The 18,520-nt window shown below is 37.5% G+C and carries 17 protein-coding genes; 2 read left to right on the forward strand and 15 right to left on the reverse strand.

All coding sequences use genetic code 11. The features are described from left to right. Positions 1 to 11: 11 nt before the first annotated feature. From EHW90_RS10515 to EHW90_RS10570, 12 genes are read right to left on the reverse strand one after another with little or no spacing between them, the layout of a single operon-like run. Positions 12 to 977 (reverse strand): UbiA prenyltransferase family protein, encoded by a 966-nt coding sequence (locus tag EHW90_RS10515; RefSeq protein WP_124952728.1) that lies wholly within the window; start codon positions 975 to 977, stop codon positions 12 to 14. Then, positions 955 to 1,830: a phosphatidylserine decarboxylase gene (locus EHW90_RS10520; protein WP_124952729.1), complete on the reverse strand. Its 876-nt coding sequence runs from the start codon at positions 1,828 to 1,830 to the stop codon at positions 955 to 957. Before EHW90_RS10520 ends, EHW90_RS10515 begins: the two co-directional genes overlap by 23 nt. A gap of 6 nt (positions 1,831 to 1,836) precedes the next feature. Beyond that, positions 1,837 to 2,430 carry a CDP-alcohol phosphatidyltransferase family protein gene (locus EHW90_RS10525; RefSeq protein WP_124952730.1) on the reverse strand — a complete coding sequence of 198 codons (594 nt, stop codon included), beginning with the start codon at positions 2,428 to 2,430 and terminating at the stop codon, positions 1,837 to 1,839. Between the two features lies 1 nt (position 2,431). Further along, positions 2,432 to 3,007, reverse strand: coding sequence for a CDP-archaeol synthase (locus tag EHW90_RS10530; RefSeq protein ID WP_124952731.1), 576 nt, complete (start codon positions 3,005 to 3,007; stop codon positions 2,432 to 2,434). Beyond that, entirely contained in the window at positions 3,004 to 3,369 is a 366-nt protein-coding gene (locus tag EHW90_RS10535; RefSeq protein WP_124952732.1) for a diacylglycerol kinase, read from the reverse strand. Before EHW90_RS10535 ends, EHW90_RS10530 begins: the two co-directional genes overlap by 4 nt. A gap of 1 nt (position 3,370) precedes the next feature. Next, a complete protein-coding gene (locus tag EHW90_RS10540; RefSeq protein WP_124952733.1) occupies positions 3,371 to 4,441 on the reverse strand; it encodes a hypothetical protein in 1,071 nt (356 codons plus the stop codon). Beyond that, a complete protein-coding gene (locus EHW90_RS10545) occupies positions 4,441 to 6,570 on the reverse strand; it encodes a PEP/pyruvate-binding domain-containing protein (RefSeq protein ID WP_124952734.1) in 2,130 nt (709 codons plus the stop codon). Before EHW90_RS10545 ends, EHW90_RS10540 begins: the two co-directional genes overlap by 1 nt. Next, the gene (locus EHW90_RS10550; RefSeq protein ID WP_124952735.1) at positions 6,567 to 7,658 is read right to left on the reverse strand and encodes a DegT/DnrJ/EryC1/StrS family aminotransferase; all 1,092 of its coding nucleotides are present in this window, start codon (positions 7,656 to 7,658) and stop codon (positions 6,567 to 6,569) included. Before EHW90_RS10550 ends, EHW90_RS10545 begins: the two co-directional genes overlap by 4 nt. Before the next feature lie 27 nt (positions 7,659 to 7,685). After that, positions 7,686 to 8,708, reverse strand: a complete 1,023-nt coding sequence (locus EHW90_RS10555; protein ID WP_124952736.1) for a threonine aldolase family protein — start codon at positions 8,706 to 8,708, stop codon at positions 7,686 to 7,688. Between the two features lie 10 nt (positions 8,709 to 8,718). Then, positions 8,719 to 9,876: a radical SAM family heme chaperone HemW gene (hemW, locus tag EHW90_RS10560; RefSeq protein WP_124952737.1), complete on the reverse strand. Its 1,158-nt coding sequence runs from the start codon at positions 9,874 to 9,876 to the stop codon at positions 8,719 to 8,721. A gap of 3 nt (positions 9,877 to 9,879) precedes the next feature. After that, positions 9,880 to 11,691, reverse strand: a complete 1,812-nt coding sequence (lepA, locus tag EHW90_RS10565) for a translation elongation factor 4 (RefSeq protein WP_124952738.1) — start codon at positions 11,689 to 11,691, stop codon at positions 9,880 to 9,882. 60 nt (positions 11,692 to 11,751) lie between these two features. Then, entirely contained in the window at positions 11,752 to 12,900 is a 1,149-nt protein-coding gene (locus tag EHW90_RS10570) for a M20 family metallopeptidase (protein WP_124952925.1), read from the reverse strand. A gap of 249 nt (positions 12,901 to 13,149) precedes the next feature. Between EHW90_RS10570 and EHW90_RS10575 the strand changes: the two genes are divergently transcribed. Further along, the gene (locus EHW90_RS10575; RefSeq protein WP_124952739.1) at positions 13,150 to 13,407 is read left to right on the forward strand and encodes a type II toxin-antitoxin system RelB/DinJ family antitoxin; all 258 of its coding nucleotides are present in this window, start codon (positions 13,150 to 13,152) and stop codon (positions 13,405 to 13,407) included. Next, entirely contained in the window at positions 13,407 to 13,670 is a 264-nt protein-coding gene (locus tag EHW90_RS10580; RefSeq protein ID WP_060930883.1) for a Txe/YoeB family addiction module toxin, read from the forward strand. Before EHW90_RS10575 ends, EHW90_RS10580 begins: the two co-directional genes overlap by 1 nt. Before the next feature lie 226 nt (positions 13,671 to 13,896). Here the strand turns inward: EHW90_RS10580 and EHW90_RS10585 are convergent, their stop codons facing one another. The 3 genes from EHW90_RS10585 to EHW90_RS10595 are packed head-to-tail and all read right to left on the reverse strand — an operon-like array spanning position 13,897 to position 18,520. After that, positions 13,897 to 16,137, reverse strand: coding sequence for a DNA internalization-related competence protein ComEC/Rec2 (locus EHW90_RS10585; protein WP_124952740.1), 2,241 nt, complete (start codon positions 16,135 to 16,137; stop codon positions 13,897 to 13,899). After that, positions 16,137 to 17,063 (reverse strand): GerMN domain-containing protein, encoded by a 927-nt coding sequence (locus EHW90_RS10590; RefSeq protein WP_124952741.1) that lies wholly within the window; start codon positions 17,061 to 17,063, stop codon positions 16,137 to 16,139. The genes EHW90_RS10585 and EHW90_RS10590 overlap by 1 nt, the downstream gene beginning before the upstream one ends. Then, the gene (locus tag EHW90_RS10595) at positions 17,060 to 18,520 is read right to left on the reverse strand and encodes a sensor histidine kinase (RefSeq protein ID WP_124952742.1); all 1,461 of its coding nucleotides are present in this window, start codon (positions 18,518 to 18,520) and stop codon (positions 17,060 to 17,062) included. The genes EHW90_RS10590 and EHW90_RS10595 overlap by 4 nt, the downstream gene beginning before the upstream one ends.

Raw genomic sequence — 18,520 nt, forward strand, 5'->3', positions numbered from 1 at the left:
ATAACCTCTTTCTAAATTTTTCCAAATATCAAATAAATTACAATAGTTGCAATCATCATACATTCCTGTATATATGTGTACCTCTCCACCTTGTCTACAATCCTATACTTTGTAGGGTCTTTCTTGTACTCAATAAACTTCACGGAACAACACAATGTATTGATAAGTAATGCCGCCACCGAAATCTTATTCAGATTCCAAACCAGTACAATATTTGTAAATATATCAAGCCAAGTCAATACAAATACAAAATCAATACATTTCTTATACCCGAAAAGCTTGGAATAGGTCACATACTCCGTTTCTTCCTTCGGCGCCCTGATTTTTCTTGAAATCTCCCAGATAAGTGCCGGAAAGTACAAAGTCATTACAGCCATCAGGTTTGTAATATCAAATACAGGCAGCTTATACTTCATTATAGCATATGAAATAACATAGATATTCAGTATTATCTGTACAGGATTATGTGTTACCAAAGCAAGAGGCAACGACTTGGCTATCTTATGCTTTTGGAAAAACCACACCGCCATAAGACTTCCGTAGGTATAGAGTATCAGACAGAAGATAAAGTTTCTCATAAACAAAATATTTATAAGTAGAGTTACACCTATCAATATAGCGGCAAAAATCCTCAAGTCTTTTTTATGCACTCTTCCCGACGGCAGCGGCCTTGTGGCAAACAGTCTGCAATCCAGTTCATAATCCTTAAAATCATCCGCAATCCTTAGCCAGAGTAAAAAACTGAAAACCGTAAAACCGCCGATAAGAATACCTAAAACATCATGCTGCCTAAAATATGATATAAAATCGGACTGCCCTTCTATCTTGCTAAACTCAAGCAGCCGTCTTCCGCTTACTCCGTGGTTTAAAAGCACCATAAAGTATATTTCAAGAAATACAATATATCCAAGACAAAGCCTGGGTATTATCGGATACATCTCTTTAAAATAAATCCTAAGTCGCTTTATTACTTCCATAGCCTATTCTCTCCCCTATTTTTATTTTCGTTTCAAAACCTCTTTCACTGTTTTTTAAAATATCACCGTCTATCTCTATACCCTTACCTACAATCTCAACAATGCTTGAACCTCCATATGAGAAGTATCCCTTTTCATCGCCTTTTTTGAAACTTCTTTTCCTATGGTTATGGATATGTCCGACAAGCATCGCCCCTATCTCCATATGTATTATATCACCGAATGCTGTATGCCAGTACTCAACTTCTCTTTTATTTTCTGCAAATGCCCTCCAATATGCCGCATCTCTTCTCACACTTTCAAGCCTGCCTGCGATACTTCTTCTTCTTACAAAGACACCGTTTACAGGATAAATATACCTGTGATAATCGCAAAGACTGAGCCTGTAAATTAGAAGATATCCACCTTTTGCCCACTCCGGCAGAGGCTCTTTCAACAATTTGTCAATGTTATAAACATTTCCCTTTATCATTATTTTAAGCTTTTTATTGCCAAGGTAAAGCCCCTTATCCTCACCTATCTTAAATACTCTTATCTTTCCGCTTGCAGTTGCCGCAAAGCCCTCACTGTCTGCAACCACATCTTCTTTTCTTTTGAAGAAATCGTCAAAGCTTTTAAAATCTTTATTTATAAGGCCTTTATCCATACCATATTTTTTTACAAAATCTTTTATCTTTTTCTTTGACAGACTACTCTTATAGTATATTGAAAGCAGCTTTGAAAAATAAATTCTTGAAAATATAAATTTCAGTACTACTCTGCCTACCAAGCTGTGATATAAAAACTTGATTATACTTGCAGAGTCTTCCTCTTCTTTTATTATCTTTCCCGTTTTCCTGTCTTTTATCTTCATAATCACCTATAAAAGCAATACTATAAATACAATTGCAAGTACTAAAAATCCTATTCTTACATAAATATTCGGCTTTTTTATCTTCTTATTCCACAAAAACCCGAGTATAAGCAGCACATACAGATACTCTATCGGTATTACCGAAAGTACTTTTATATACTTACAAAGTACCACATAGAGTGATATAAAAAATGCCGAGTATGTAACCGCCAGCCCTGTAAAATGTTCTTTGTCCTCATCCGCAGTGCAATTAAAATATGCCAATCTTATTATTACAGCCAAGATATAAAAACTTAGTAAAACGGTGGAAACATAAATACAATCGGAAAAAAATGCTCTGTATATCTTTGCCGGAAATACTCCGAATGAGATAAGGTCGGCCAGTGAATCTATTTGTACACCGAAATCTTTTTGTAAATTCGTCCTCTTATACATTCTTGCAAATATTCCGTCAAAGGCGTCACAAAGCCCTGCAACCATCAACAATATGGTGGCAAGATATAAATCATTGACACAGAATATTCCAAATACCGATATCACAACTCCGATATATGTCAGTATAACACTTGGGTGATACACCCCTAAAAACAGCTTCTTCATCTTATAAATACCTTCTTACTCCAAACATTATCAGTACCAGATTTACAACTATATGTGTAATAGCTCCGAGAAAAATCCCCAAAATATATTCAGGCAAGGTAAGCCTGCCAAGTACTGCAAGTACCGATATCACACCGAGCATTGAATCCGTCTGGTCATAGATAAATACAAGTATATTAACCGGGAATCTTCCTCTATGACTTGCATCAATATCAAATCTTCTCTTTATAAAGCTGTTGGGCAATTCAAATATCATATATGCAAAACCGAATAACATACCTGTAAGCATATTAAAAATAAATGTATTATCGTAATATTTGTAGATAAGATTACAGCTTTCCAAGCCGGAAATCTTTAAAATAATGCCCCATATTATAGAAAATATTGAAGTTCCAAGCATCATACCTACAAATCCGAGCATAGTCTTACTGTCTCCGAATATTCGCCTACCGCCAAGGCTCAACTTACAATCTATCGGAATCCTCAGAAAAGAAAGCTTTTTTATCTTTACAAAGAGCATATTGAAGATGCCGCCGAATATCACCGGCATCATACTGATATAGAGTGACGCAATCATAGTCTCACTCCGCCACAGTCAACACCTGCAACTATCTGTACCAGGAAAAAGGCGATACCGAAGCAAAGCACACCTGCCGCCGCCATATCCTTTATCACCTTTATTTCAGGGTGAATCTCTTTTGAAATAAAATCCGCTATATGTTCTATTGACGTATTTATACATTCAAATGCATACACACCTGCCGAAGTGATTATATACCCGAGCCATATACTCTTATCCGCTTTTAATACAAACAAGTCCAATATAAAGAATAAAATATCAATAACAAGGTAGTATTTATAATTTTTTTCCGTCTTTATTGCAAATATCAGTCCGTTTATCGCGCAGTAGATACTCTTTAAAAATGTCTTATTCTTCATGTCAATCTCCAATTGTCTTCTCCAATAAAACATACTTTCTTTTTTCTTTTATCTTCTCTTTAAAATATCCGCCTGTAGCCTTGCCGTTATCTATCAGCGCAGATACCGCACAGCAACTTTTTTCCTTTAACATATCCACCACAAGCTGTGAGAGCGCGGACCCGAGTCCAAGGCATTTAGCATCTACGCCCATATACAAAAGTACATATCTTTTTGCATTTGCCTTAATATTCATAATATTAAGTAAAACGGCAGGTGTCTTTGGCTTATAGAGTAAATTTCCGTAGTCCGGAAGACAAATCAAAAATCCTTTAAGTTCATTTTCCTTATATGCCAAAAACACCATATCGGGGTCAAGTATCATACTTAACGGCGAATAAAGCTTTATAAAATCCTCTTCACTTATCATTTTAAAGCCTGCAAAGTTTTTATACCCTTCTGTCAAAACCGGATATATATCCCTTAAATATTTCTCCAAGTTTTGGAGATCAGGGTGAATGAATACATAACCTTTACCTTTAAAGTATTCCCGTCTGTTTTTCGCCTTTTCACTGTCGAAACTGTCATCCGGAGTGTCAAAAAAATATGAATAATATTCTTTTGACAACTTAAAACCGCTCTCTTCCCAAAACTCACTGTAGTAAGCTTTGTTTGCAGGTTCTCCCGTATATGATAATTCATCTGTAAGCGCAAATCTGTACCTGATCCAAAAAGATATATCAATCGGACCTAAAAGTCTTTTTTTACCGGCCTCCTTTGCAATTCTTTCACATTCAGCCAATAAAAGCTTTGATACCTCAATATCCTTTATACATTCAAAAAATCCGATATATGCGGTATCATCCTCATATAATGAAACCACACTTCGTCCTACCGGCTCATCGTTTTTATTCTTTACTATAAGTGCAAAATTTTCTACACCTTTGCAAAGTATACTAGTATTTTCCAAAACCTCTTTTTCAAAGGTTTTATTCTGTACAATATGTTTTTCATCATAAATCTTTGAAGGAAGCCTTAAAAACAGCTCCTTATCCACATTTTTCTTTACTATATTGATGCTATACTCACCCATTAAGACCTCTTTACTATCTTACAATAACCTCTGTTGCCGTCTATATCTACAATATCACCGCTTTGTACCTGATTCATCAAACCCTTTATACCCACTACGGCAGGCTTTTTTAACTCCCTTGCCACTATTGCGGTATGTGAAAGCAGTGAACCTCTCTCCGCCAAGATTCCCTTTGCCACATCCAGCAAAAGAAACCACCCCGGATCGGTAGAATATGTGGCTATTATCTTGCCCTTTACATCTTTTAGCGAGACCTTTCTCATATCTGTAATTTTTATAATCTCACCGCTTACTCTGCCGCTTGATACTCCTCTGCCTATAAGAAAGTCTTTCCTTTCATTACCGTCTTTTTCTATTGCCTGTACATTGCAAAAGTCTATATCGGGACTTCCTAAAAGCTCCACTCTCCTTATCGTAGGGATATTCTCATAGACAAGCAGCATATTCTTTTCTTCATTTATTTTATCGCCAAAGTCTTTACCGAGAAAGATCATATCTCTTATCTGCTCAAGTGAGAGGTGATAAATATCATCTCCTACAGTCTTTAGCGCTATCTTATCAATCAACTTTCTCATAAGCCCGAAAAGCCTGCTTCTGTTCAGCCTTGAAATCTCACGGTTATTTGTTGAAAGCCTTGCAAGAGATTTTCTTTTGTATATATACTTTCCCTTTTTTATCTTTAAAGGAAGCTTTTCCCTTTCTTCTACAAGCTTGTCAAGGCTTTCGGGATTTGTGGAAAATGTTCTTGTCTCAAGTTTTAACTCACCTACAGTTCTGTCGCCGTAATATTTTATATATCTTTTTTTCTTCTCAATGTACCTATGCGACTCTTTTCCAAATCTTTTATATGTGTAAATCAAATCATTAAGCGCTTCTGCCGGCTTTTTGCTCTCAAGTGAAAGGGATTTCTTTACTTTATCACCTGCAAAGTAAGTACTCAAAAAGGACACCATATCATTTATAAGTGTCAAATCCCACTCCCTGAAGAATATATCTTCCATCTCTTTGAAGAGAAGATACAACTTCTTCGGGTCGTCCTCTTTTTCAATTTTCTTATCAAAATACCGGAATTCCTTTTTGAAAAAAGTAGAAAGGTCTCTCATCTTTCTCTGTGAGACTGCCATTAGATACAAAAACGAAAAAAGAAGTCTTGACTTTATATATATATTCGGCTTTTCTTTTGAAAATGTAATTTTTTCGCTCTCCACGCCCAGCATTTTCTGCCATATAGGGATTATACCCGCTGATAAGGGCAACAATCTCAATATATCGTACCAGCTGCTTATCTCATAGTACATCCTTCCGCTAAAATCACATACCATATGTGGGAACAAATCTTCATAATATTTTACAGACTTTCCAAGTGCCCTGTTTCCCAATCTTGTAAAAATCTTTGTATACACCTCTTTTGCAAAACTTCTTGTAAGCTTTTTGCAAACTCCGGGATAGCTTTCTGCGATATTGCTGTTGTCAAGTATACGAACCGGCAAGTCAAAATCAAGACTTGTAATCTGTCTTGCCTGCAAAATATATATCTTTTCATCCTCTATGGCAAATTCTATATCCATAGGTTTATTGAAAAGTTTTTCTATTCTCTTCCCGAGCTTTTCAAGTTCCTTTACAAAATGCTCCGGAAATAAAATATCGCTTCCTTCTTTATAGCTTGCTCCTTCTCTGTAGCAATGATAGGTAACAGTCTCCTCTTTATCGCCGACCACATTTTCACCCAGTCCCTTGCCGACCACTATTACCATATCATTTAAAATACCCTTAGGATTGGAGGTAAATATAACCCCCGAATAACTTGCCTTTACCATTTCCTGTATTATTACAGAAGCGTTGTTATTCTCACTCTTTATCCCGAGGCTCTTTTCATAGTATCTTATTTTGTAGCTGTCCGCTACAGCCAAAACAGCCTTTTTCACATTCTCTTTTGTCACATTCAGTACTGTCAGGAATTGCCCTGCATATGAAAACTTTCCGCCGTCCTCATGTGCATCATTTGAGCGAACGGCAAAAAGCTCCGATTCAAAGTATGAAAAATCTATATCTTCATTCGGATTTACCACTTGAAATTTGGGAACCGAAAAACCGTTTTCACTTAAAATTCTCAAATTTTCAGCTTTCATAAACTTCTCCGAATTATGTCACATATTCTGTCAACACTGTCAAGCTCCAAATCAGGATATATAGGCAAGGTCAAAACTTTCTTTGAAATATCAAGTGCGACAGGCGTAAGCTTCTCATCAAATCTGCCTCTGTAGCACTCATATGCATTGGTACAAGGATAAAAATATTTTCTTGCAAAAATATTCTCCTTTGCAAGTGCATCATAAAGCTTATCTCTGCCTTCCACCACTATCGGAAAGTAAGCGTAGTTATACTCGGTATCGCTTCCATATTTATTGAGTCTGACGGCCTTAATATCTGAGAGTCTTTCTATATATCTTTCACATATTTTCTTTCTTTTTGCTATGTACTCGCTCAGATGGTTCATATTGCAAAGTCCCATAGCCGCAGCAAACTCGTTCATCTTTGCATTGCTGCCCACATAAGGAACGTTTTCCTTGTCCGCAATTCCGAAGTTCTTTAAAAAATCAAGGGCCTCTCTTCTTTCTTTGTCTCTAAGTGTAACGGCACCGCCCTCTATAGTGTTAAATACCTTGGTCGCATGAAAACTGAATATACTCATATCTCCAAAATCCGCAACACTTTTACCCTTGTATCTTTCACCGAAGGTATGTGCGGCATCATATAGTACATACAGATTATGCTTCTTTGCTATCTTTTCTATAGCCTCCACATCACATACATTACCGTATACATGTACAGGAAGTATTGCCTTTGTATCTTTTGTTATCAGCTTTTCAATCTTCTCAGGGTCCATTGTGAAATTGTCTTCTTTTATATCACAAAATACAGGCTTAAGACCGTTCCTTACTATGGCATGTGTAGTGGAAGCAAAGGTAAAAGGCGTTGTAATGACTTCACCGTCTATCTTAAGAGACTGCAACGCAAGTTCAAGCGCCAGATGCCCGTTCACTGTAAGCACAACCTCCACTCCGTCCATAAACTCGCTAAGTCTCTTCTCAAGCCGGTTGTGGACATCACCCATATTTGTAAGCCATGCACTGTCCCATATTTTATCTACATATTGAATGAACTCCTCCTTAGGAGGCAATGTAGCCTTTGTGACAAATATTTTTTTCTCTTCCATATACCTCCTTAACAAATACATTCACCTTTATAATATCTCTATCAACTTATTTACATCTTCGTCGTCTGTAGCCCAGCTTGTACAAAATCTTATCACATGTTTTCCGTTTTCAAGTGTCTCCATAAATCCGAACGCGACATTTTCAGAAAGTTTCTCTCTTTGTAAATCGTCTACCACAATAAACTGCTGGTTGGTCGGAGAATCAAGGTAGAGTTCATAGCCCTTTTCTGTAAGCGCCCGCTTTATCTTCATTGCGGCATCCACACCTGTTTTTCCAAGCCTTTCATACAATCCGTTACTAAACAGTACATCAAACTGTATTCCCATTACTCTTGACTTTGCAAGTACTCCGCCGAAGAGCTTCATATTTGTAAAGAAATGCTTACAAATATCCTTGTTTGTAAAGACTATAGCTTCTCCAAGTAAAGCGCCGCATTTTGTACCGCCTATATAGAATACGTCACAAAGATCTGCAATACTTTTAAGTGAAGTATCACATTCGCTGCTTCCAAGTGCATAGGCAAGCCTTGCACCGTCTGCGAAAAGCAAAAGTTCATACTCTTTGCAGACTTTATTTATCTCTTCAAGTTCTTTCTTTGAATACAGTGTTCCGTACTCTGTCGGCTGGGAAATATATACCATTCCGGGATACACCATATGCTCATGATTGACATCCGCATAGAAATTTTCACAAAATCTCTTTATACCGCCTGCATCAATCTTACCGTCCTTTGACTTTAAAGTAAAAACCTTATGCCCTGTATTTTCTATAGCTCCTGCTTCATGTACCGCTATATGTCCCGTATCGGCGGCTATCACACCTTCAAAGTTTTTTAAAACACTTGCTATAACTATCTTATTTGCCTGAGTTCCTCCGCTTACAAAGAAAATCTCGGCATCTTTGCCTATTTCTTTTTTTATCTTTTCCTTTGCGGATATACAAAATTCATCGTCGCCGTAGCCTGACTGCTTTGACATATTGCTTGAAGCCATCGCATCCAAAATCTCAGGTGCCATACCCTCACTGTAATCGTTTATAAAATATAGCATAAAATTATCCTCAGTCTAATAAAAAGTCACTCATAACCATATTGCTTAAATCAAGTCCCTTGTCTGTAAGTCTCAGATAAGGTGAATTGTACTCCATAAGATTCAACATAATATTTCTCTTTATCTGTCTGTCATACAGCTCAAACATATCTATACCGAACTTTTCATTGAACTCATGCCTTGAGACTCCTCTTGTCAGCCTTAATCCGAGGAACATAAACTCTTCCATATTTGCCTTTTTATCAAGCTCTTCTATGTCGCAATAAAGCGGCGTAATATCCTGCTGCATCTTGATATTCATATACTTTTTGTAGTCGCCCTCTACATGGAAACGCCTGTTCATCACATATCCCGATGCGCCTACTCCAAGTCCCAGATATGATACCCCGGTCCAATACCCTATATTGTGCCTACACTCTCTGCCGGGCTTTGAGTAGTTGCTTATCTCATATCTCTCATATCCGTGCTCTTTCAGGATATCCTTTGTTACGGCATACATTTCTCTGTCCACATTTTCATCAGGAAGCAAAGCTTTCCCCTCTTCACTGCCGTACTTGTCAAAGAAAGGTGTATCCGGTTCTACAATCAATGAATACGCACTGATATGTTCAGGTCTAAGCTCACAAACTCTCTTTAGGGTAGTCTTATAGCTGTCAACTGTCTGATAAGGCAGTCCGCTCATAAGGTCCACATTGATATTTGTGAATCCGAACTCTCTTGCAAGCTGATAACTTTGCAAAAAGTCCTTATAAGTATGTATTCTGCCAAGCGCTTCAAGCTCTTTTTCTATACTGCTTTGCAATCCGAAGCTTATTCTGTTTATACCCGCCTTTTTGATATGCATTATCTTGCTCTTTGACAATGTACCCGGGTTACACTCTATAGTGATTTCAGCATCAGTTGCCACAATAAAGCTTTCACGTATGGTATTCATTATCTCAAGTATCCATATACCGCTGAGTGTGGTCGGAGTGCCTCCGCCTATAAATATGGAGCTGACCAAATAATCTCTGTAGTTTTCTCCCTGTGCTCTTATCTCCTCTGTAAGCTGTGCAACATAGGCTCTTTTCTCACTGTCATCTGCTGCAAACGACAAAAAATCACAGTATCCGCATTTTTTTTCACAAAAAGGTATATGTACATATAATTCCAACTTTTTCATAGACATTATCTAATCCTCATCCAATTTCAGTACACTCATAAATGCCTTTTGAGGGATTTCGACATTACCGATCTGTCTCATTCTCTTCTTACCCTCTTTTTGCTTTTCAAGCAGTTTTCTCTTTCTGGTAATATCTCCTCCGTAGCACTTTGCAAGTACGTCTTTTCTCATTGCCTTTACAGTCTCTCTTGCAATGACCTTTGATCCGACCGCCGCCTGTATAGGTATCTCAAACAGGTGTCTCGGTATCTCTTCTTTTAATTTCTCACACATCTTTCTGCCTCGTTCGTAAGCGGAGTCTGCGTGAACTATAAATGAGAGTGCATCCACTTCTTCCTTATTTATCAATATATCAAGTTTTACAAGTTTTGAAGGAACATATCCCTTCAGGTCGTAATCAAGTGAAGCATAACCTCTTGACCTTGACTTTAATGCATCAAAGAAATCATATATTATCTCGTTGAGCGGCAAATCATATCTTAAAATGGCACGATTTTCCTCTATATACTCCATTCCAAGATATACACCTCTTCTCTCCTGACACAGATTCATAATGGATCCCACGAATTCCTTGGTAAGCATTATCTCTGCGGAAACTATAGGTTCTTCCATATGCTCTATCTCTGAAGGGTCGGGCAGGTTTGAAGGATTGGTAAGTTCTATCACTTCACCGTTTGTCTTAAATACCTTGTATACAACTCCCGGAGCTGTGGTCACAAGGTCAAGATTATATTCTCTTTCAAGTCTTTCCTGTATTACTTCAAGGTGCAAAAGCCCTAAGAATCCGCATCTGAATCCGAATCCAAGTGCCAGTGAGGTCTCAGGTTCAAAGAAAAGTGATGCGTCGTTAAGCTGCAATTTTTCAAGTGCCTCTCTTAAGTCATTATACTTTGCTCCGTCCGCCGGATAGAGTCCGCAGTACACCATGGAAGTAACCTTTTTATATCCGGGAAGCGCCTCTTTACAAGGATTGTTGTTAAGTGTAATGGTATCACCGACTCTTGTATCTTTTACATTCTTGATACTTGCGGTGATATACCCTACCATTCCTGCAGAGAGTTCATCACATGGGATAAACTGTCCTGCGCCGAAATATCCTACTTCCACTACTTCTTCCACAGCACCTGTTGCCATCATCTTTATGGCGTCACCTTTTTTTACACTGCCTTCTTTTATACGCACAAAGACTATTACTCCCTTATATGAGTCGTATATGGAGTCAAATATAAGTGCCTGAAGCGGTGCATTGATATCTCCGTTAGGTGAAGGAATTTTGGCTACTATCGCTTCAAGTACGTCCTCTATATTAAGTCCCATTTTTGCGGATATTCGCGGTGCATCATGTGCCTCAATACCTATAACATCTTCTATCTCACTTGCAACAAGGTCAGGGTCCGCACTCGGCAAATCCACCTTATTTATAACCGGGAACACTTCAAGGTCATGGTCAAGTGCCATATATACATTGGCAAGAGTCTGCGCTTCTATTCCCTGTGCCGCATCCACTACAAGTATTGCTCCGTCACAGGCCGCAAGTGATCTTGACACCTCATAGTTGAAGTCTACATGCCCCGGTGTATCTATCAAATTGAATATGTATTCATTGCCGTCATTTGCTTTGTATACTGTTCTTACCGCCTGACTTTTTATGGTAATGCCTCTCTCACGCTCCAAGTCCATATTGTCAAGCACCTGTGCCTGCATCTCTCTGCTGGTCAACAGTCCGGTCTTTTCTATAATCCTGTCTGCAAGTGTAGACTTACCATGGTCTATATGTGCAATAATACAAAAATTTCTAATCTTACTCTGGTCAACAGTCATCTTTTCTTCCTATCGTTAAAAGTTGATAATAATGCTTATAATACCATTTTTTTGAGGTTCTTACAATCCGGTCATTATATCCATATACAACCTACAGGACTCAAACAACTGCTTCAGCTCTACATATTCATTCTCCCTATGTACCACAGCCAAATCTCCGGGGCCTATTATTACAGGGACGAGTCCGTTCTTTATAAGTTTACTTGCATCTGTCGAACCTGAGAAGGTTTCAAAGCAAGGCTCTGTTCTCAGGTTTTCAAGGCTTGAACTTATCGCCTTTATAAGTTCGTTTTCTTTATCCGTATGCCATGAATCTCTCATATCGGCAATCTCATATGTTGCGTCAAAATGCGGATTTTCATCCTTTATCTCTTTTATCAGCTCTTCAAGCTTTTCCCATATCTTGCTTGGCTCATGTCCCACCTGTAGTCTTGCATCCACAGTAAATACACATCTGTCAGGCACTACCTGAGGCTCCACTCCGGCATTTATAGCAAGTGTACGCCAAAATGTATCCGGATACTCCTTAAACTCTGTATGCTTTATCTTTTCTATAAGTTTTATTGCAAGATATATCGCATTCTCTCCCACACCTTTTTGAGAACCGTGTGCAGTCATACCGTGTACACAGATATCCGCCCATGTCCTGCCCTTTTGTTCATTACATATATGCATATTTGTAGGCTCACAAACCACCAGATACTTTGCAGTATCAAATACCGGATTTTTATATAATGCTCTTGAACCCTTCATATAATTTTCTTCATCAATAGTTGCCGCAAGTATTATATCTCTTTTCGGAGTAATATTGTTTCTCTTTAAAAGTATCATAGCATACAGCGCACTTAAAAGTCCGCTCTTCATATCCGCACTTCCTCTGCCGTAGAGTTTGCCATCCTTTATAGTGGAAGTAAAAGGCGGTGTATTCCATCTTTTCATCTCGTCATCAGATACAGGTACCACATCCATATGCCCTGTAAATACTATAGCATCTTTTTTGGTTGCTCCCTTTATTTTAGCCAAAATATCATACCTGTCCTTTTCCACAGGTACTATAGAATACTCTATACCGTTTTCTTTCAAAAGTCCTTCGACATATTCACACATAGGCCTTTCATTTCCTGTAGGATTGGTACTTTTTATATCCACCGCATTTGAAAGAATCTTTACCAACTCATCTTCTTCAACCAAATCAAAAAACTCCTGCATAATATCTCCATTCATAATTATCTCTAAAATATTTTATGTTTATCAACAAACTGAGTATATTTTACTATTTTAAAAATATTTTTTCTACTTTTAAAAAATTTATATTACTAACAAACGCACCACTTCTTACAATATAAGTTTTATATGAACTCAGTTGTCAAATCAGGTTGTTTAGGTGATAATGTAAGTGAAACGCTTTACATTTTAGTGTAAATAGAATACAATAAACTAAAAGTGAGGAGAATTATTATGGCACAGATTAGCTTAAGAATTGATGATGATGTAAAAATGAATGCAGAGAAAGTATGTAAAGATATTGGAATGTCAATGTCTACAGCAGTTAATATCTATTTAAAAAGACTTGGGGCAGAGCGACGAATACCTTTTGAAGTATCTGCAGATCCTTTCTTCAGTAAAGAAAATATGGATGAATTGGAGAGAAGAATCGCCAATATTCGCACAGGGAAAAGCGTGTTAAAAGAACATGAATTAACGGGAGTTGAATAATGCGAAAACTATGGGATGATAATGCATGGGAAGAATATCTTTATTGGCAAACACACGATAAAAAGATTTTAAAGAAAATCCACAGATTATTAACAGATATTGATAGAAACGGATATGAGTGTACCGGAAAGCCTGAACCGCTTAGTGGAAACCTTTCAGGATATTGGAGTGTTCGTATTGATGAAAAAAATCGAATTGTATTTAGAATATTCGAAAACAGTATTGAAATAATACAGTGTGGTTCTCACTATGGTGACAAATAAGTTTACACTTAAAAACGTTATGTCGATATAGTGTGGATTTGTTGCTGTTCACTTTTAAAACTTAATCGTATTCAGATAGTATTTACTCATAATATAAGGTCCCCTATGATTTGTATTTTGTCATAGGGGAACTTTCGTTTAACAATTGTTTACAAAAAGGTATTCTCATACCGGTAGACTAAAAGAATGTTTAAAGCACAAATTAAATAACCGATACTATATTCTCTTACCTTAGCTTCACCTCTATCGCTCCCATCTTTGCCGTTTCATAAATAGTGCAGCCGTTTTCTTTCAATGTATCCAGAGTTTCACTGCTTGGGTGGCCGTAGTGGTTGTTCTTACCGTAGGATATAACCGCGTAGGTAGGACTTACATTCTCTATAAAGGCTTTTAAAGAAGAGTTTTTTGAGCCGTGGTGTGCCACCTTCAGTATGTCAACCTTGCCGATATCACCGTATTTTAAAATACTCTCTTCACTTGACCTACCGATATCTCCTGTAAACAATAATCTTTTATCAAAAGCCTCTACAATAAATGTCTGGCTTTGCTCGTTTACATTTTCCTTAGGCTTCTTATCGGGCCACAGACATTCAATCTTTAAATGCCCGAGGTTTAAGTGATCACCTCTGCTTAAATACACCACATTAGTCCCGCAGTTTGCCGCCTTTTGCTTCAATTCATCATACGAGGTATCATTCATTGCCTGATAAGGCAGGTACAAATTTTCAATCCTTATATCACTCTCAAGCAGATACAACACTCCGCTTATATGGTCAATATCTGAATGTGTGACAAAGGACATCTCTATATCATCCACACCCTTATACAATAAAAACGGCTCCATAGTATACTCACCCAGAGAAAGCTTTGAGGTGCTGCCGCAATCTATCAAAATATCATTGTCATCAATATGCATATAGATGCCGTCACCCTGTCCCACATCCAAGTAAATCACCTCATCTCTTTTAAAAAACGGAAATAAAATAAAAACAGACGGAATACAAAGCAGTAAAAAAACTCTTTTCTTCTTAAAAATTGTCAAAGCTGTCAATACAGTCAATACAGTGTAATAGATAAAAATCTGTATAATATCCGGTCTGCCAAAGACAAGCCTATGCAAAGGCAAACGACTTGCCGCTTCACAGATAAACTCATAGAAATCTAAAATACCCACTGCAATAAGGCTAATATACTTATATAAAAATACACCGACTATATTAAACACAAGTGATAATATAGAAGAATACAGCACAAAGCTCATAAGCGGAATCACCACGATGTTTAATAAAAAAGCGTATACCGGAAAAGTATAAAAATAGTATAGAATAAGCGGCAACGTCAGAATCTGAACTCCGATACTTACAAGCATTACTTCAAATACTTTTTCACTGAAGTTTTTCTTTTCTTTTTTTAATTTCTTCAGCACAAATGCAAGCACTCCGCCAAGACTTAACACGGCTCCGAATGAGAGTTGAAAGCTTACTCCAAAAACTTCAAACGGAGATATAAAACATATAATTACCGCACTGATGCAAAGTGCCGATATCAGACAGTAGCTTCTTCCAAGTACCTCCGCGATAAAATAAAGTACAAGCATAACTCCCGCTCTTGCGATGCTTACACCGTCACCTACCAAAAGCCCGTAAAACAGCAGAAATATACTTGCGAATCCTGCCGAAAATAAAAAACTTCTTTGCAATATTTTCCTTAAAAGCTTATAAAGACCGATTCCAAGCAATGAGACATGAAGACCGGATATTGCCAACAGGTGTGCAATACCGTTTTTTTGATACATTTTGTATACATCTTTATCAAGGTCAGCCCTTACCCCAAGCAAAATCGCTTTTATAAGTCCCGCAGTTTTTTCATCAAATATACTCTCTATTCTTTTAGACAAATACTGTCGCAGATTAAAGAAAAAACAACCTATAAGGTCACAGCTTTTATCTGTAACGGTATATTTGTTTACAGTCATTTTACAGTATATACCCTTTGTTCTGTAGTAGTTTTTTGCATCAAATTCGCCGGGGTTTGGATTACTTTTTATCTCTTCCGCCTTTCCGTAAAAACTGACGCTGTTACCTATACTTATATCGCCGTAAAACTTATCCGCGTCCAGATAATATATCATACCCCTTGATGTAAAAATCACCATATCATCCTTGAAGCCGATACTTTTTATATTTTTGCAAACATATTTATTTTCTTTTTTGTTGTCCACATTCTGTGATACAAATTCTCTTTCAAATCGGATTTCATACTTGATTCTAAGCGTGAATATAATAAAGAAGGTAAAGAAAATAAGAATATATATTTTTTTGATTTGAATTATTTTTTTGAATACTAAGATAAGACAGACCGAAACCGGGATGACACAAATCACCCCAAGTTTCAGTATACTTATATAACATCCCATAAGCTCTCCAAGCAGGCAGGCCGTTACTATAAGTACACATGGTCTTTTCATTATTTTTCCTCTTTTACATAGTCAAGATTTCTCTCTACAGAAGTCCCCAAAGAAATCGAATTATAATTTTTATCTGATTTACCGTTTACCAGTATCTGCACACGAGATATATTCGGCAGTTCGGAAAGTGAATCCACTATTGAATATATTGTAATACTGTCCAAAACATCAGGCAATGCATTTAAAAAGCCTTCATCAAAATTTACATAGCAAATGCCTTCATTCACAGTGACACTTATAACCTTCGTATCATTAGGTATAGTGGCCTTAAGTCTCGTATTGGCCGGTCCCTTCATAAGCTCGTCTATTATAAGTCTCTCTTTTGAAGTGTTCATATCGTAGAACATCTCTCTGGTCTCAGGCACCAGCTTCGTTCCTTCTTCATCTGCAAAATACAGTGTCAGAGTTGCTTTTTCAAAGCTGTTTACATTTGATACACTGTTTATAAAATTGCTTGAACTTATAAGTCCAACATTCTCTCCAAGCGCATTGATAAGCGGCTGGTCTCCTGAACGAATACTTATATAATCTATTCCGTCTATCTGCGTCAGAGTCTTTGCCAGTGCCGCTCTTGCAAGCACCTCTCTGCTCACATCCATGCTTTGATAATTGGTATCAAAGTTCAGATACAGTATATTACCGTCTCTGTTAAATCCCTGAAATGTAACCTTGTCAGGCAACGCGCTTAATGCCTCCAGATCATCCGGCACTTTTAAAAACTGTGTCATAAGCTCATCCACCAGTTCGTCCACATCATCATTTGGGAGTGAGACCGTATATCTGTTTTCTACAAGCTTGTCCATTGCGGTATTTATATAATATACATAGTATTCGGTTTCTGAAAGAGGTTTATCATCTTTCTTCTTACAAGCTGTAAGGCTAAATGAAAACAGTATCATCAAAAAAAGTAAGATTTTATTTTTCATTTTTTATCCCTCCTTTTTACATGATTCAGAGGAATTCTTACTGTGAAGGTGGTTCCCTCGCCCTCTTTACTTGACACTTTTATAATACCGTCATGCAGATGCACTACATTTCTGGTAATTGCAAGCCCAAGTCCTGTACCGCCTGTCTGTCTTGATCTTGCCTTGTCAATACGGTAAAACCTTTCAAATATAAGATCCTGATATTCAGGTGCAATGCCGTCTCCGGAGTCCTTTACCTGAATATAGAAAAACTTGTGGTCGGCGTCAATACTTACCTTTACAAAACCGCCGTCCTTATTATATTTTATGGCATTTTCTATCAGATTGTTGATGGCAAGTGAAAGCTTGGTCTCGTCCACATCCGCACTCACCTCTCTGATAGTCTCAAATGTCAGCTCAATATCTCTTTTATCGGCTATAGGCCTTAGTCTCTTTAATATCTGCTTTATAAGCTGATTGATATCCACCTGCTCGGTTACCAATGTATTTGCCGCCTTGTCAAGCTTTACAAGTGACAAAAGGTCGTCAATTATCTTTGCCTCTCTGTCTATCTCATCTGAAATATCATGCATAAACTCCGCATACATCTCATTCGGCACATTCTCCATACCTATCAGCGAGTCCGCCAAAACTCTTATTGAGGTGATAGGAGTCTTCAGCTCATGTGACACATTTGCCACGAACTCATCTCTTAACTTGTCCGCCGCCTGTAACTTTGCCAGTGTCGTATTGATATTCTCGGATATGGACTTTGTAAGCTTATACTCATTATGCTCAAGCTTTTGATCAAGCTTTCCGTACCCTATACTTGCTATATCGTCTCTCAGTTTTGTCAGCGGCCTAAGCAGTCTGCCCGCCGTTATTATAGAGAGTACAACTACTATGGCCGACAATGTAATATAAAGGAATCTCTCTGTATTACCTACCCCTTCCGCTACCGCAATCAAATTGTCCGTAGATGCAATAAATAATAAAACACCGTCTATATTTTTATTGTCTATTGTCTCATATATAGGCATTGTCTGCAAAATATATGACTTTTTCCTGTTGTAAATATTTGTATTTGTACCGTTGAAAGTATCTATTATCTCAGGTGCTATATTTATCTTTCCGACTGCCAGATTGAAAGTATCTACAATGGTATTATATGACTTATCTATAACAACTATTCTGCCGTTATAGATTTCCGCCACCGCATCTATCTCTGAATTAAGGCTCTCCCTTTCTTTAGGGTCTTTCAAGAAATTGCCTCTTGTAAGCTTATTGCTTAGCATAAGTCCCTTGGTCTGAAGCTCTATCTTTCTGGCATCAATCCTTGATGAAAGATTGGTACGGCTTACCATCCTTCCATATATAAATACAGGTGCTATTCCTAACACTATAAATACTATTGTAAGCAGTAAACGAAAGCTTACGGCAGGCATTTTAAACTTGAATTTTTTCTTTTCCTCATCCAT

The sequence above is a fragment of the Lachnoanaerobaculum orale genome (assembly GCF_003862485.1).
GTDB lineage: Bacteria > Bacillota > Clostridia > Lachnospirales > Lachnospiraceae > Lachnoanaerobaculum > Lachnoanaerobaculum orale.

What these genes read in the sequence shown, in the direction of transcription:
- EHW90_RS10580 (WP_060930883.1), top strand. Translation starts at nt 13,407, where the DNA reads ATGCGAAAACTATGGGATGATAATGCATGGGAAGAATATCTTTATTGG.
- EHW90_RS10535 (WP_124952732.1), bottom strand. Translation starts at nt 3,369, where the DNA reads ATGAAGAATAAGACATTTTTAAAGAGTATCTACTGCGCGATAAACGGA.
- hemW (WP_124952737.1), bottom strand. Translation starts at nt 9,876, where the DNA reads ATGTCTATGAAAAAGTTGGAATTATATGTACATATACCTTTTTGTGAA.
- EHW90_RS10575 (WP_124952739.1), top strand. Translation starts at nt 13,150, where the DNA reads ATGGCACAGATTAGCTTAAGAATTGATGATGATGTAAAAATGAATGCA.
- EHW90_RS10590 (WP_124952741.1), bottom strand. Translation starts at nt 17,063, where the DNA reads ATGAAAAATAAAATCTTACTTTTTTTGATGATACTGTTTTCATTTAGC.
- EHW90_RS10555 (WP_124952736.1), bottom strand. Translation starts at nt 8,708, where the DNA reads ATGCTATATTTTATAAACGATTACAGTGAGGGTATGGCACCTGAGATT.
- EHW90_RS10525 (WP_124952730.1), bottom strand. Translation starts at nt 2,430, where the DNA reads ATGAAGAAGCTGTTTTTAGGGGTGTATCACCCAAGTGTTATACTGACA.
- EHW90_RS10540 (WP_124952733.1), bottom strand. Translation starts at nt 4,441, where the DNA reads ATGGGTGAGTATAGCATCAATATAGTAAAGAAAAATGTGGATAAGGAG.
- EHW90_RS10545 (WP_124952734.1), bottom strand. Translation starts at nt 6,570, where the DNA reads ATGAAAGCTGAAAATTTGAGAATTTTAAGTGAAAACGGTTTTTCGGTT.
- EHW90_RS10530 (WP_124952731.1), bottom strand. Translation starts at nt 3,007, where the DNA reads ATGATTGCGTCACTCTATATCAGTATGATGCCGGTGATATTCGGCGGC.
- EHW90_RS10520 (WP_124952729.1), bottom strand. Translation starts at nt 1,830, where the DNA reads ATGAAGATAAAAGACAGGAAAACGGGAAAGATAATAAAAGAAGAGGAA.
- EHW90_RS10585 (WP_124952740.1), bottom strand. Translation starts at nt 16,137, where the DNA reads ATGAAAAGACCATGTGTACTTATAGTAACGGCCTGCCTGCTTGGAGAG.
- EHW90_RS10570 (WP_124952925.1), bottom strand. Translation starts at nt 12,900, where the DNA reads ATGCAGGAGTTTTTTGATTTGGTTGAAGAAGATGAGTTGGTAAAGATT.
- EHW90_RS10595 (WP_124952742.1), bottom strand. Translation starts at nt 18,520, where the DNA reads ATGGATGAGGAAAAGAAAAAATTCAAGTTTAAAATGCCTGCCGTAAGC.
- EHW90_RS10515 (WP_124952728.1), bottom strand. Translation starts at nt 977, where the DNA reads ATGGAAGTAATAAAGCGACTTAGGATTTATTTTAAAGAGATGTATCCG.
- EHW90_RS10550 (WP_124952735.1), bottom strand. Translation starts at nt 7,658, where the DNA reads ATGGAAGAGAAAAAAATATTTGTCACAAAGGCTACATTGCCTCCTAAG.
- lepA (WP_124952738.1), bottom strand. Translation starts at nt 11,691, where the DNA reads ATGACTGTTGACCAGAGTAAGATTAGAAATTTTTGTATTATTGCACAT.